Raw genomic sequence first — 13,181 nt, 5'->3', positions numbered from 1 at the left:
GACGGCAGCGGGGCCTCCCGGCTGTTCCGCGGTGGACGCGACGGACGACGTGGACTCGACCCGGATGATCGGGCGGCCGACCTCGACGGTGTCGCCCTCAGCCACCAGCAGCCCGGTCACCGTGCCCGCGAACGGGGACGGCAGCTCGACCAGGGACTTGGCGGTCTCGATCTCCACGAGGACCTGGTCCACGGCGACGGCGTCACCGATCGCGACGCGCCACTGGACGATCTCGGCCTCGTTGAGGCCTTCGCCCACGTCGGGGAGGGGGAATTCGGCGACGGCCACGTCGGCTCCTTCGGCGGTCGGTCGTGCGGTGGAGAGATGGTCCGGACGGACCGGGTCAGTAGGCGAGCGCGCGATCCACGGCCTCGAGGACGCGGTCGGCGTCCGGCAGGTGGTGGTGCTCGAGCTTCGACTGCGGGAACGGGATGTCGAACCCGGACACCCGCAGCGGCGGCGCCTGCAGCGTGTAGAAGGCGCGCTCGGCCACGGTGGCGGCGATCTCGCTGCCGACGCTGACGAACTCGCTGGCTTCCTGCGCGACGACCAGGCGGCCGGTCTTGCGGACCGAGGCGAGCAGCGGCTCCCAGTCGATCGGCGAGATCGAGCGGAGGTCGACGACCTCGCAGCTGGTGCCCTCGGCCTCGGCGATGTCGGCGGCCTGCATCAGCGTGGCGACCATGGCACCGTGCCCGACGAGGGTGACCTCGGTGCCGGTGCGGGCGACGCGGGTGGTGTGCATCGGCACGTGGCCGTCGACCATGTCGACCTGGCCCTTCGGCCAGTAGCGCGACTTCGGCTCCATGAAGATGACCGGGTCGTTCGAGCGAACAGCCTCTTGGATCATCCAGTACGCGTCGTTCGGCGTGCTCGGGCTGACCACGCGGAGACCGGGGGTGTGCGCGAAGTAGGCCTCCGGGCTCTCCTGGTGGTGCTCGATCGCGCCGATGTGCCCGCCGTAGGGGATGCGGATGACGACCGGGAGCGACATGTGCGCCGGCAGCCGGTTCGCCATCTTCGCGAGCTGCGAGGTGATCTGGTTGAACGCGGGCCAGACGAAGCCGTCGAACTGGATCTCGATGACCGGGCGGTAGCCGCGCAGGGCCATGCCGATCGCGGTGCCGACGATGCCCGACTCGGCGAGCGGGGTGTCCCGCACGCGGTCGGCCCCGAAGCGCTCCTGCAGGCCCTCGGTGATGCGGAAGACACCGCCCAGCCGGCCGATGTCCTCGCCCATGAGCAGGACCTTGTCGTCGGCGGCCATCGCCGCGGCGAGCCCGGCGTTCAGCGCCTTGGCCATCGGGATGGTCGGGGTGGGGTCCGCGGGGACCTCACCGGCGCCGGGGTGCGACCGGAGCGTGTAGTCGACGAGCTGCTCGGTGGTGGTCATGCGGTGGCTCCTGCGTCCTGGGCGGACTCGTAGTCGTGCAGCCAGGCGCGCTGCTCGTCGATGCGCGGGTGCTGCTCGCGGTAGACGTTGTCGAACATGGCGTCCATCGGGGGTGCCTGCAGTGCGGACGTCTTCGCGCGGATGTCCGCGGCGATCTGCTCGCCCTCGGCCTCGAACTCGGCGAACTGGGCGTCGGTGGCCCCACGGCTGCGGAGGTAGGCCTCGGAGCGGGTGATCGGGTCACGGGCCACCCAGCCGGCGAGCTCGTCGTCGCCGCGGTAGCGCGTGGGGTCGTCGGAGCTCGTGTGGGCGCCGATGCGGTAGGTCTCGGCCTCGATGAACGCGGGGCCCTGGCCGCTGCGGGCGTGCTCGGTGGCGACCGCGCTGACGGCGTACGAGGCCAGGACGTCGTTGCCGTCGACCTTGACGCTCGGGATGCCGAAGCCGCGCGGGCGGTCGACGAGCGGGGTCGGCGACTGCACCGACACCGGCACCGAGATCGCCCAGTGGTTGTTCTGCAGGAAGAAGACGACGGGGGCCTTGTGGGACGCGGCGAAGACGTAGGCCTCGTTCACGTCACCCTGGCTGGTCGCTCCGTCGCCGAAGTACACGATCGAGCACTCGTCGACGTCGGGGTCGCCGGTGCCGACGACGCCGTCGAGCGCCTGCCCGATGGCGTAGCCCGTGGCGTGCAGGGTCTGCGCACCGATGACGAGCGTGTAGACGTGCGTGTTGCCGCGGGCGTCCGGGTCCCAGTTGCCGTGGGCCTGGCCGCGGAAGAGCGAGATGATCTCCATCGGCTCGACCCCGCGCTGGAGGACGACGGCGTGCTCGCGGTAGGAGGGGAAGAGGTGGTCCTGGGGGCGGAGCGCGAAGGCCGAACCGACCTGGGCGGCTTCCTGTCCGTGGCTCGGTGCCCACAGGCCGAGCTGACCGGTGCGCTGCAGGTTGCCGGCAGCGTGGTCGAAGCGTCGGGTGAGCACCATCTGGCGGTGCATGGCGAGCAGCGTCTCGTCGGGGAGTGCCGTGGCGATGGCCGCGAATTCCGCGTTCTCGTCGGTCTCCACGAACCGGCCCTCGGTGTCGAGGAGCCGGACGATGGTCGTCGCGGGGGCCGCGGCGTGGAAGGACATGCGGGTCAGCGTAGCGGCCGGGCTGGGCCGGCCGTTGTGAGTCCCCCGACAAGTGAACGAGCCGTTTCGAGGAGCTTCCCGACAGCCTCGTGCTCGCCGATCGAGATGCGGAGCCCCTCGTTCCCGAAGGCGCGGACGATGATGCCCGCGTGCTCGAACTGCTCCGTCGCGTGGGCGGTGTGGTCCCCGGTCGGCAGCCACACGAAGTTGCCCTGGGCGTCCGGCACGTCCCAGCCCTGCGCACGGAGCTCGGAGACGATGCGGTCGCGCCGTTCCGTCAGGTGCGTGACGCGTTCCAGCAGCTCGGACTCCCGCTCGAGACTGGCCAGCGCGGCGGCCTGCCCCTGCGCGGTGACCGACAGCGGGATCGCGCACGCGCGCACGGCGTCGAGGACGTATGCCGGTCCGAGCGCGTACCCGACGCGCAGACCGGCCAGGCCGTACGCCTTCGAGAAGGTCCGGAGGACGACGAGGTTCTGGTACCGCTCCAGCAGCGGGACACCGCGGACGGCGTCGGGGTCGGTGACGAACTCGGCGTAGGCCTCGTCGAGCACCACGAGGACGGTCGTCGGCACCTGTGCCATGAAGGCGTCGAACTCGGCCGCGGTGACGATCGGGCCGGTCGGGTTGTTCGGGGTGCACACGATGACCATGCGGGTGCGCTCGGTGACGGCGGCGGCCATGGCGTCGAGGTCGTGCCCGCCGTCGGTGCGGTTCGGCACCTGCACGCTCGTGGCGCCCGCGACGGTGACGACGCCGGGGTAGGCCTCGAAGGAGCGCCAGGCGTAGACGACCTCGTCACCAGGGCCGGAGGTGGCCTTCGCGAGCTCGTGCAGGATCGCGACGCTGCCGGGTGCGACGTGGACCTCGTCCACCGTGACGCCGAACCGGTTCGCGAGCACGGCGCGGAGCGCGATCGCCGAGGCGTCCGGGTAGCGGTTGAACGCGGTCTGGGCCTGCACGGCCTCGACGACGCCGGGGAGGGGCGGGAAGGGGTTCTCGTTGCTGGACAGCTTGAAGGCGTCGGCAGCGGCCTGGCGTCCCTGCTTGTAGGCGGGGAGGACCGCGATCTCGGGGCGGATGTGCACGGGCTGGTCGGTCACGCCCCCAGGCTACCGGGCGGGCTCGGACACCGAGCGGGCATCATGGACGCATGCGATTCCTCGTCCGCCTCGTCATCAACGCCGTCGCGCTCTGGCTCACCACGCTCATCGTCAGCGGTGTCTCCGTCACGCCCTTCGGCGCGGGCGGCACCGTCGAGACCGTGCTGACCTTCCTGCTCGTGGCCTTCGTCTTCGGGCTCGTCAACGCCGTCATCGGCACGCTGATCCGGATCGTGGCCTTCCCGATCTACATCCTGACCCTCGGGCTCATCTCCTTCGTGGTGAACGCGATCCTGCTCCTCATCGTCGCCGGCATCTCGACGAGCATCGGCTTCGGGCTCGAGGTCGAGTCCTTCGGCTGGGGCATCGTCGGCGCCTTCGTGCTGGCCGTCTTCGCCTGGCTCATCGGCCTGGTCGCCCGCCCGGTGCTGAGCCGCCCCCGCGCTTGACCGGCGCCGGGTGCGACGCCGTGCGCCATGATGAGCACATGACCACGGACGCCGGCGCCCCGTCGCCCTTCCGCGTCTCGTTCGTCTGCAGCGGCAACATCTGCCGGTCCCCGATGGCGGAGATCGTCTTCGCCCGGATCGTCGAGGACGCCGGCATGAGCGACAGGTTCCAGGTCCAGTCGGCCGGCACCGGTGACTGGCACGTCGGCGAACCGGCGGACGAGCGGACGATCGCAGCACTCGCGGCGCGCGGATACGATGGCAGCAGGCATCGCGCCCGTCAGTTCGACCCGGACCGGTTCCCGGACCTCGACCTGGTGGTCGCACTCGACCGTTCCCACGAGCGCATCCTGCGGTCATGGGCACCGACCATGGACGACGCCGCCAAGGTGACGCTCCTGCTGCGGTACGACGACGCCTGGCCGGAACAGGCCGACGTGCCGGACCCGTACTACGCGGACCGACACGAGTTCGACCGGGTCCTGTCCACGGTCGAACGGGCCTGCCGCGCACTCTTCCACCAGATCGAACCGGCAGTCCGTCAGGGAGCACCATGACCCCCCTTCCCCCACAGCCGATCAGCCCCCTCGACGGGCGGTACTACCCGGTCGTGCACACGGTGGGTGAGCACCTCTCCGAGGCGGGCCTCAACCGTGCGCGCGTCTCCGTCGAGGTCGAGTGGCTGGTCTTCCTCACCGACCACGCGATGTTCACCACGTCGCCGCTCAGCGTCGACGACAAGGCCGCCCTGCGCGCCGTCGTCACGGACTTCGGACAGGCGGAGATCGCCGAGCTGGCCGAGATCGAGGCCACGACCCGGCACGACGTCAAGGCGGTCGAGTACTTCGTCCGTCGTCGTCTGTCGGAGCTCGGCCTGGACGCCATCGCCGAGCTGACGCACTTCGCGTGCACGAGCGAGGACGTCAACAACCTCTCCTACGCGCTCACCATCAAGGACGCCGTCGCCCAGGTCTGGCTGCCGGGCTTCCGCGCGGTGATCGCCCGACTGCGGGACCTCGCGCTCGAGCTCCGCTCGGTCCCGATGCTGTCCCACACGCACGGGCAGCCCGCCACCCCGACCACGCTCGGCAAGGAGCTCGCGGTGGTCGTCTACCGCCTCGAGCGCGTGCTGGCGCAGGTCGAGGGCGGCGAGTACCTCGGCAAGTTCTCCGGCGCGACGGGCACCTTCTCGGCGCACCTCGCCGCCGACCCCGAGGCCGACTGGCCCACGCTGTCGCGCGAGTTCGTCGAGGGCCTCGGCCTGACGTGGAACCCGCTCACCACGCAGATCGAGTCGCACGACTGGCAGGCGGAGCTCTACGACCGCGTCCGGCACGCCAACCGGATCCTGCACAACCTGGCGACCGACGTGTGGACCTACATCTCGATGGGGTACTTCACGCAGATCCCGGTCGCCGGCGCCACCGGGTCGTCGACGATGCCGCACAAGATCAACCCGATCCGGTTCGAGAACGCCGAGGCGAACCTCGAGATCTCCTCCGCGCTGTTCTCCACGCTGTCGGAGACGCTCGTCACGAGCCGGCTGCAGCGCGACCTGACCGACTCCACCACGCAGCGCAACGTCGGCGTCGCGTTCGCGCACTCGCTGCTCGCGCTCGACAACCTGCGGCGCGGCCTCGGCGAGATCGCGGCGAACCACGAGCGCCTGGCCGCCGACCTCGACGGCAACTGGGAGGTGCTCGGCGAGGCGATCCAGACGGTCATCCGCGCCGAGGTCACCGCCGGGCAGTCCGACATCGAGGACCCGTACGCGATGCTCAAGGAGCTCACACGGGGCAAGCGCGTCAGCCAGCAGGACCTCGTCGCGTTCGTCAACGGCCTGGACATCTCGGACGGCGCGAAGGCCCGGCTGACGAACCTCACGCCGGGGACCTACACGGGTCTGGCGGACGAGCTGGTGGACCACCTCGAGGTCTGACGCCGAAGACGTGACAGGTCGTCGGGTCTGTCGATAGGCTGACGGCGGATCAAGGGGGGACCGCGACGTCGCGGAGCAGAACCGGGATCTCCGTCACGCCCCGGTCGGGCGATCGAACCCGGAAGCAGCCGATGCGCCGTCCCACCCTCGTCACCGCAGCCGCGGTGGCAGCTCTCGCCACCGCCATGATCGCGATGCCCGGCATCGCTTCCGCCGAGACCACGACCATCCAGAGCTCGCCGACCGGCGCGGCGACGGCCCCGACCGGGTCGCAGTCGCGAGCCGCGGTCGCCCCGAGCGGGACCGAGTGGATCGGTGCCGCGGACGTCGCCACGTACACCACGGGTGCCTTCCCGGCGACGTGGTTCGTGACCGGGGGCACCCCGACCTTCAGCGCGAGCGGTGCCGCCCTGCCCGCCGGCACCCTGCTCGGGCGCGCGACCACCGGGAGCGCCGCCAGCGACCTGACCGGCATCCGGAGCACCGTCACCGCCTCCCAGGACGGACTCGGTCTCGGCACCGCCGACCTCATCGCATCGGGTGCAGCCCGCTACACGCTGCTCATCGACACCGCCGGCTCGACGGACAACACCGCACCGGCCGTCCTGACGACCTCGACGACCGGCACCACGGCCGTCGACGGCACCTGGGTCTCCACGGCGGCGGTCGGGTCGATCGCGGCCGGCACCCCCGCCACGCTCACCGCCTTCCAGGCGCAGTTCCAGGCCACCCTGCCCGCCGCCACGATCAACGGCTACGGCGTCAGCATCCTGGGCGGCGCTGGCTCGGTCGTCGGCATCTCCTGGAACCGTCAGGACACCTACTTCACCCCGGAGGCCGTCGGCACACTCTCGGTCCCCGACCCGACCACGTCCTCGTCGCTGAGCACCGCGGGTGTCGGCGTGGACGCCACCGGCTTCCTGCCCGGCGAGACGGTGCGGGCGTCGCTGCTCCTCCCCGACCTCGAGGAGCTCGGCGCCGACCAGACCTTCACCGCCGACCCGAACGGTGCCGTCGGTGGCACCGCGACGTTCACCGCCTCGATCCCGGCCGGCCCCGTCGTGATCCTCTTCACCGGTGTCGACTCGGGCGTCACGGTCGGCTTCGCGGTCACGGTCGTCGCGGACCCCACCGCCCCGGTCGTCACGCCCACGCCGACGCCGACCCCGGCTCCGGCTCCGGTCGCCGTGCCGGTCCCGGCTCGCGCCACCTTCACGGGCTGACCTGAAGGACACGACGGTGCCCGACGGATCCCCGTCGGGCACCGTCGTCGTCCCGCCCGGCAACGGCCGGCCGGCCGGTCTCGACCCCACCGCCTCGACCGCCACGCTGCTCCCCTCGCTCCACCTCGAACGGAACCCGCACGTGCCTCGTCCCCGCATCGTCATCGCGACCCGCTGACCGATGTCGACGACCCCGCCCAGGTCACGGCGACGCGCGACCCTCGTCGCCGCTGCCGTGGCCGTCGTCTGCGCCGCCGGCATCGTGACCGTGGCGCTCACGACGGGCACCCCCACCGCCGCGCCCTCGCGCACCCCGATGGCGGCCGCCAGCAGCCCGGCGGCCACACCCGCCGCGCCCTCGACACCGACGCCGGCACCGGCACCGGCACCGGCCTCCCCCGCCCCGACGACCTCGGGTCCGACCGACGCCGTCGACGCACCCGCCTCGACGACGGTCGCGTCGGTCACCGGTGCAACCGTGCCCGTCAGCTCGGCCCCCGGCGGCGCGGTGACCAGCACCCTCGCGAACCCGCAGGCCTCCGGTGCGCCGCTCGTCTTCCGCGTGGTCGACCAGCGTGACGGCTGGGTGCAGGTGCAGCTCGCGAAGCGCCCGAACGGCAGCACCGGGTGGGTGCCGACGAGCGCTGTGAGGCTGTCCACCACGGCGTACGCCATCGTGGTCACCGAGGCGACGAACACCCTCGACCTGTACGAGCACGGGAAGGTCCTGCACCGCTACACGGTCGCCACCGGCACGGGTGGCACGCCGACCCCGACGGGCCGCTTCGCGCTGACCGAGCTGCTCGCGCCGACGAACGGGGGCTACGGCCCGTACGCCTACGGCACGACGGCGTTCTCCGACGTGCTCAACTCCTTCGGCGGCGGCCCGGGCCAGATCGGTCTGCACGGCACGGAGGACGCCTCGAGCATCGGCAGGGCAGCGTCCCACGGGTGCATCCGGATGCGCAACGCCGACATCACGACGCTCGCGGAGACGCTGCCGCTCGGCACGCCGTTCCAGGTGCGCTGATCTGCGGACGCTGAGGCACTCGGCGGCGCGTTCCTTCCCACACCGCGTGGAGTGGGAAGCGGGAACGCGCGTCGGGGGTCGGTTCGTTCGACCTGCAACGCGCGATCGAGCCTGCCACGCGCAGTTCGACCCACCACGCGCGGTTCGACCTGCCACGCGCGATTCAGCCTGCCACGCGCAGTTCGACCCACCACGCGCAGTTCCACCCGCCACGCGCGGAGACACTGACGGGAGGCCCGGCGCGGCCCCGCCGCCCACGTCACCGACTCAGGTGGTGACGTCCAGGGCGGTGGCGACCAGGGCCTCCAGGACGGTGCGGACCACCGGGCGGACCGCACGGTCCGGTCGGACGAGTGCCTCGATGCGGCGCCCGGCCCGGACGTCCGCGAGCTCCGCCAGGTGGAAGCGCCCCGGCGCCCGCGTGCGCGACGTGTACCGGGGGACGAGCGCGATCCCGTGACCCGCTGCCACCAGGTTCTCGATGACGGGCAGGTGGATCGTGCGGAAGGCGACCGACGGCGGGGTGTCCCGGGCCGCGGCCATCGCGGTCAGCACGCGGTCGATCGGGTAGTCGCGCGGCACGCCGATCCACGTCTCGTCCACGACGTCGTCGATGCCCACACGGGCACGGTCGGCGAGCCGGTGCCCCTCGGGCAGGGCGACGTCGAGCGGTTCCCGGAGCAGCGGGACGGTCTCGAGGGCCTGCCGGTGCGGCGGGGACGACCCGTCCGGCCGGTGCCCGACCACGACGTCGTGGTCGGCCGTGAGCGGGGCGAAGCCGTCCTCGCTGACGTCGACGTCGGAGAGCACCAGGTCGATCGCGGGGTGCTCCCGCATCCGGTCGAGCAGGCCCGGCAGCAGCAGCTCGGCGGCCGACGGGAAGATCGCGAGGTCGACGACGCCGGACGCGCCGCCGAGGTGCTCCTGCCAGGCGGCGTCGACGGTGGCGACCGCGGTGGCCACCACGCCGGCCAGCCCGGCGAGCACCTGACCGTGCTCGGTGAGCCGGACGCCGCGGCCGACGCGCTCGACGAGGGGGACGCCCACCTGGCGCTGGAGGGTCTGCAGCTGCTGCGACACCGCGCTCGGGGTCCGGTGGGTGGCCGCGGCGACGGCGGTGACCGACCCGCGCTCGTCGAGCTCGCGGAGGACGGGGAGCAGCGTGACGTCGAAGCCGACCATGCAGGGACCCTACAACGTCGGTGTCGAAGTGTTCGCTGGTGCTACCGTCCGGCCTGCGGGAGCATCGGAGGGTGCTGCTCCGTGACCGCCTCCTCGCCCTGACCGTCGCCGTGGTCTGGGGCCTGAACTTCCCGGCGACGGCGATCGCGCTCGAGCACTGGCCGCCGTTCCTGCTCGCCGCGGTGCGGTTCACCCTGCTGGCGATCCCGACGCTGCTGTTCGTGCCGCGCCCGCCGATCCCGTTCCGGATGCTCGTGCTCGTCGGGGCGACGCTCGGGGTGCTGCAGTTCGCGTTCCTCTACCTCAGCATGGCGTCGGGGATGCCGTCCGGGCTGGCCTCGCTCGTGCTGCAGGCCTCGGCACCGTTCACCGTCGTGCTCGCCGGGGTCTTCCTGCGCGAACGGCTGACCCGGCGGCAGGTCGTGGGCGTCACGATCGCCGTGCTGGCTCTCGCCGCGATCGCCGTGCACCGCTCGCAGACGGCCGCGCTGCTGCCCGTCGTGCTGGCGCTGTGCGGGGCACTCGGGTGGGCGATCGGGAACGTGGCGACGCGGAAGGCCGGCGCGCCGAACGGGCTGCACCTGACGCTGTGGTGGTCCGTGGTGCCGCCGATCCCGATGGCCGTGCTGTCGTTCGTCGTCGAGGGGCCGGCGCGGATGGGCCAGGCGCTCGGGACGGCCTTCACGCTCGAGGCGCTGCCCGCCGACCTCGGGCTGCTCTACATCGTGCTCGTGGCGTCGCTCGTCGGGTACGGCCTGTGGACGCGGCTGATGTCCCGGTACCCGTCGAGCACCGTCGCACCGTTCTCGATGCTCGTCCCCGTGGTCGGGGTGCTGGCGTCGTGGCTGGCGTTCGGCGAGGTGCCCGACCTGGTCGAGGTCGTTGCGGGCGTGGTCGTCGTCGGCGGGGTGCTGTGGGCGTCACGGACCCCGCGCCTGGCCCTGCCCGCCCTGGTTGGAGGAGCGCCGACGGCTGGACCGGCAGCCGCCGCTCCCGCGTCCGTCAGCCCCGCGTCCACCACCCCCGCGGCCGTCAGCCCCGGTGCGCCCGACGGTCCGCGATGATGTCCGCCAGCGCCCCGTGGAGCAGCGGGTACCGGAACTCGTAGCCGGCCTGCACGAGGCGCGTCGGCACCACCCACCGGCTCTTCAGCACGAGTTCGGTCTCGGTGCGGATCGCGAACGACCCGAGCTCGAGCATCCACCGCCAGGTCGGCAGCCCGAAGCGTCGGCCGACGGCCTCCCGGATCGTGGCCATGACCGTGCGGTTGTCGGACGGGTTCGGGCTCGTGACGTTCACCGTGCCGTCGAGCTCGTCGTGGTCACGGATGAACCGGATCGCGCCGAGGACGTCCGCGATGTGCACCCAGCTGAAGCGCTGTCGCCCGTGGGTGTGGCGGTCGTGGTGGTACGTCCCCGCGGCCAGCCGCGCCGGGGTCGGGAACCAGGGGCCGTCGTGCTGCGGTCCGCCGAGCCCCGCCTGTGCGAGCCGGAGGAGCGGCACGAGGGCGCTGCCGTCCCCGAGGACGATCGCCATCCGGAGCGCGACCCGACGGGTGCCGGGCAGGTCGGCGGCGAAGAGGGCGTCCTCCCACGCGCGGGCGACCCCGACCGAGAAGCCCTCGCCGAGCTCGCCCGTTGCCTCGTCCTGCGGGCGGTCGTCGGCGTGCCGGTAGATCGTCGCGGTCGAGGCGTTGAGCCACAGCGGCGTCGGGTGCTCGGACGTGCGGATGGCCTCGGCGAGCTCGAGCGTGGTGTCGACCCGCGAGCGGATGATCTCCGCCCGGTTGCGGCGGCCGTAGCGGCAGTTGACGCTCTTGCCGGCCATGTTCACGACGATCGCGGCCCCGTCCACGAGTTCGCGGACCCGGAGCGTGTTGCCCCAGACCGCGTCACCGGTCCGGCCGATGGTGACGACGTCGTAGCCCTCCTGTCGGAAGGCGTCCTGCAGGTACCGCCCGACGAACCCGCTCGCCCCCGCGATCACCGCGCGGCCCTTGGTCGTCCTGGCGTTCTGGTCAATCATCGTGCTCCCCGTCCTGTCCCGGCGCGATCGCGTACCGGAACGCCCCCTCGTACCGGTACAGCGTGCCGAGGATCGGCGCGGAGAGCACCAGGGACACGCGCTGGCGGTCGGCTTCGTCATCGAATCGTTCCGTGAGCGTGACCCGCGGGGCGAGGAAGGCCGGGAGGCTCCACTCCCGTCCCAGCGCACGGAACGACACGCGCGTGGAGACCAGGCGCAGGGCGCCCGCGTCCGGCCCGTCCGCGTCGACCTCCGCCCGCAGGTCGGCGCTGACGCGCCCGCGGCGACCGAGGTGGTCGACCAGCCCGTCCGGTCCGGCGGCGATGGCGTCCACCATCGTGCGGTCCCCGGAGCGGAACCGGAAGGTGCGGTGCGCGCGGACGGCGACCAGGGCCTCCTGGCCGTTCCGGGGGTGACCGCGACCGACGCGGACCGGGCGGTTCGCGACGGTGAAGGGGACGTCGTGCTCCCAGACCGGGAACAGCACGCCGTCGCGGGCGAGGACCGCGAGGACCGGCCACAGCCAGCGTCGTGGGGTGCCGACCACGCTGAAGACGCCCTCGCCGCGGCCGACGTGTCCGGCCGGGACCGGGCCGAAGTACGTGCGGAGGCGCGGGTGCAGCCGGGCGAGGACCTCGGGTGCGACGGTGCGCTGCCAGGGCGATTCGGTCACGCGGACGATCCTGGCAGGTCGTCAGTCGTGCTCCCTACGATTGGGGCATGGGACACGACCACGGGCACGGGCACGCCGGCGCGAACGAGCGCGCCCTGCTCATCGCGTTCTGCATCTCCGCGACGATCCTGTTGGCCGAGGTGGTCGGCGCCGTCGTCACCGGGTCCCTGGCGCTGCTCGTCGACGCCGGGCACATGGTCGTGGACACCGGCGGGATCGGCATCGGGCTCGTCGCCACCCGACTCGCGCGGCGCTCCCCCACGTCGCAGCGCACGTGGGGCTTCCAGCGTGCCGAGGTGCTCGGGGCCACGGCCCAGGCCGCGATCCTGCTCGCCGTCGGCGTCTACGTGATCATCTCCGGCGTGCAGCGGTTGTTCGTCCCCGCGGAGATCCACTCCGGGCCGCTGCTGGTGTTCGGGGCGATCGGCCTGGTGGGCAACCTCGTCGCGTACGCGGTGCTGCTGCGGGCCTCGGGCGAGAACTTCACGTCCAGGGCCGCGCGGCTCGAGGTCCTCAACGACACGCTCGGCTCCGTCGCCGTGATCATCGCCGCGATCGTGCTCGGGGCCACCGGCTGGGACCGCGCCGACTCGGTCGCGGCGCTCGTCATCGGGGTGCTCATCCTGCCGCGGGCGATCCGGCTGCTCCGCGAGACCGCCAACGTCCTGCTCGAGGCCACCCCGCCGGGCCTCGACCTCGAGGACGTGCGGTTCCACATCCTCGAGCTCGAGCACGTGATCGCCGTGCACGACCTGCACGCCACGCTCGTCGCCACGGGGGTGCCGAACCTCACCGCGCACGTCGTGGTGGACGACCACTGCTTCACGACGTCGCACGCGCCGGAGATCCTCGACGAGCTGCAGCGCTGCGTGGCGGAGCACTTCGACGTGCCGGTCGCGCACTCGACGTTCCAGCTCGAGCCCGCGTCGCACCGCCGGCACGAGCACCAGGTGCACGCGTAGGGAGGCCGGTGCGGCCGCGTGCGGGTGCCGTGCGCCTGCAGCCTTCGCCGCGCCGACTCGGAACGACAC

At 72.5% G+C, this 13,181-nt stretch carries 15 protein-coding genes; 8 read left to right on the top strand and 7 right to left on the bottom strand.

What is annotated here, in order from left to right:
• The 4 genes from OXR63_RS17615 to OXR63_RS17600 all read right to left on the bottom strand — a co-directional run.
• The coding region (locus tag OXR63_RS17615; protein ID WP_308202651.1) for a biotin/lipoyl-containing protein at positions 1-288 on the bottom strand (288 nt) is incomplete at its 3' end.
• A 55-nt stretch (positions 289-343) separates the two neighbouring features.
• Positions 344-1,303, bottom strand: coding sequence for an alpha-ketoacid dehydrogenase subunit beta (locus OXR63_RS17610; RefSeq protein WP_194629383.1), 960 nt, complete (start codon positions 1,301-1,303; stop codon positions 344-346).
• Between the two features lie 86 nt (positions 1,304-1,389).
• Positions 1,390-2,526, bottom strand: a complete 1,137-nt coding sequence (locus tag OXR63_RS17605; RefSeq protein WP_267425480.1) for a thiamine pyrophosphate-dependent dehydrogenase E1 component subunit alpha — start codon at positions 2,524-2,526, stop codon at positions 1,390-1,392.
• Between the two features lie 5 nt (positions 2,527-2,531).
• The gene (locus tag OXR63_RS17600; RefSeq protein WP_267425479.1) at positions 2,532-3,629 is read right to left on the bottom strand and encodes a histidinol-phosphate transaminase; all 1,098 of its coding nucleotides are present in this window, start codon (positions 3,627-3,629) and stop codon (positions 2,532-2,534) included.
• Between the two features lie 50 nt (positions 3,630-3,679).
• Between OXR63_RS17600 and OXR63_RS17595 the strand changes: the two genes are divergently transcribed.
• From OXR63_RS17595 to OXR63_RS17570, 6 genes are all read left to right on the top strand, one after another.
• Positions 3,680-4,078 (top strand): phage holin family protein, encoded by a 399-nt coding sequence (locus OXR63_RS17595; protein ID WP_267425477.1) that lies wholly within the window; start codon positions 3,680-3,682, stop codon positions 4,076-4,078.
• 38 nt (positions 4,079-4,116) lie between these two features.
• Complete coding sequence (locus OXR63_RS17590) at positions 4,117-4,635, top strand: low molecular weight protein-tyrosine-phosphatase (protein WP_267425476.1); 519 nt, start codon at positions 4,117-4,119, stop codon at positions 4,633-4,635.
• Positions 4,632-6,017: an adenylosuccinate lyase gene (gene purB, locus OXR63_RS17585; RefSeq protein ID WP_267425475.1), complete on the top strand. Its 1,386-nt coding sequence runs from the start codon at positions 4,632-4,634 to the stop codon at positions 6,015-6,017. The genes OXR63_RS17590 and purB overlap by 4 nt, the downstream gene beginning before the upstream one ends.
• A gap of 131 nt (positions 6,018-6,148) precedes the next feature.
• Positions 6,149-7,240, top strand: coding sequence for a hypothetical protein (locus OXR63_RS17580; RefSeq protein WP_267425474.1), 1,092 nt, complete (start codon positions 6,149-6,151; stop codon positions 7,238-7,240).
• Between the two features lie 16 nt (positions 7,241-7,256).
• A complete protein-coding gene (locus tag OXR63_RS17575) occupies positions 7,257-7,418 on the top strand; it encodes a hypothetical protein (RefSeq protein WP_267425473.1) in 162 nt (53 codons plus the stop codon).
• Between the two features lie 3 nt (positions 7,419-7,421).
• Entirely contained in the window at positions 7,422-8,270 is an 849-nt protein-coding gene (locus OXR63_RS17570) for a L,D-transpeptidase family protein (protein ID WP_267425472.1), read from the top strand.
• Between the two features lie 267 nt (positions 8,271-8,537).
• On the opposite strand, the gene OXR63_RS17565 is transcribed toward OXR63_RS17570, so the two are convergent.
• Positions 8,538-9,452 carry a LysR family transcriptional regulator gene (locus tag OXR63_RS17565; RefSeq protein ID WP_267425471.1) on the bottom strand — a complete coding sequence of 305 codons (915 nt, stop codon included), beginning with the start codon at positions 9,450-9,452 and terminating at the stop codon, positions 8,538-8,540.
• A 71-nt stretch (positions 9,453-9,523) separates the two neighbouring features.
• On the opposite strand from OXR63_RS17565, the gene OXR63_RS17560 reads away from it, so the two are divergent.
• Entirely contained in the window at positions 9,524-10,516 is a 993-nt protein-coding gene (locus OXR63_RS17560) for an EamA family transporter (protein WP_267425470.1), read from the top strand.
• Here OXR63_RS17560 and OXR63_RS17555 read toward each other — a convergent pair.
• Complete coding sequence (locus tag OXR63_RS17555) at positions 10,485-11,477, bottom strand: epimerase (protein ID WP_267425469.1); 993 nt, start codon at positions 11,475-11,477, stop codon at positions 10,485-10,487. The genes OXR63_RS17560 and OXR63_RS17555 overlap by 32 nt on opposite strands.
• Positions 11,470-12,150 (bottom strand): DUF4166 domain-containing protein, encoded by a 681-nt coding sequence (locus OXR63_RS17550; protein ID WP_267425467.1) that lies wholly within the window; start codon positions 12,148-12,150, stop codon positions 11,470-11,472. Before OXR63_RS17550 ends, OXR63_RS17555 begins: the two co-directional genes overlap by 8 nt.
• 47 nt (positions 12,151-12,197) lie before the next feature.
• Between OXR63_RS17550 and OXR63_RS17545 the strand changes: the two genes are divergently transcribed.
• Positions 12,198-13,112 carry a cation diffusion facilitator family transporter gene (locus OXR63_RS17545; protein WP_267425465.1) on the top strand — a complete coding sequence of 305 codons (915 nt, stop codon included), beginning with the start codon at positions 12,198-12,200 and terminating at the stop codon, positions 13,110-13,112.
• Positions 13,113-13,181 lie beyond the last annotated feature (69 nt).

The sequence above is a fragment of the Curtobacterium sp. GC_Cur_3 genome, from assembly GCF_026544205.1.
GTDB lineage: Bacteria > Actinomycetota > Actinomycetes > Actinomycetales > Microbacteriaceae > Curtobacterium.
Note: the sequence above shows the minus strand (reverse complement) of the source record. Positions and strands in the feature narration are given on the sequence as shown.

Bases quoted from the DNA above. Each gene is read 5' to 3' on its own strand.
- OXR63_RS17610 (WP_194629383.1), bottom strand. From the start codon at position 1,303: ATGGCCAAGGCGCTGAACGCCGGGCTCGCCGCGGCGATGGCCGCCGAC.
- OXR63_RS17605 (WP_267425480.1), bottom strand. From the start codon at position 2,526: ATGTCCTTCCACGCCGCGGCCCCCGCGACGACCATCGTCCGGCTCCTC.
- OXR63_RS17595 (WP_267425477.1), top strand. From the start codon at position 3,680: ATGCGATTCCTCGTCCGCCTCGTCATCAACGCCGTCGCGCTCTGGCTC.
- OXR63_RS17590 (WP_267425476.1), top strand. From the start codon at position 4,117: ATGACCACGGACGCCGGCGCCCCGTCGCCCTTCCGCGTCTCGTTCGTC.
- purB (WP_267425475.1), top strand. From the start codon at position 4,632: ATGACCCCCCTTCCCCCACAGCCGATCAGCCCCCTCGACGGGCGGTAC.
- OXR63_RS17580 (WP_267425474.1), top strand. From the start codon at position 6,149: ATGCGCCGTCCCACCCTCGTCACCGCAGCCGCGGTGGCAGCTCTCGCC.
- OXR63_RS17570 (WP_267425472.1), top strand. From the start codon at position 7,422: ATGTCGACGACCCCGCCCAGGTCACGGCGACGCGCGACCCTCGTCGCC.
- OXR63_RS17565 (WP_267425471.1), bottom strand. From the start codon at position 9,452: ATGGTCGGCTTCGACGTCACGCTGCTCCCCGTCCTCCGCGAGCTCGAC.
- OXR63_RS17555 (WP_267425469.1), bottom strand. From the start codon at position 11,477: ATGATTGACCAGAACGCCAGGACGACCAAGGGCCGCGCGGTGATCGCG.
- OXR63_RS17545 (WP_267425465.1), top strand. From the start codon at position 12,198: ATGGGACACGACCACGGGCACGGGCACGCCGGCGCGAACGAGCGCGCC.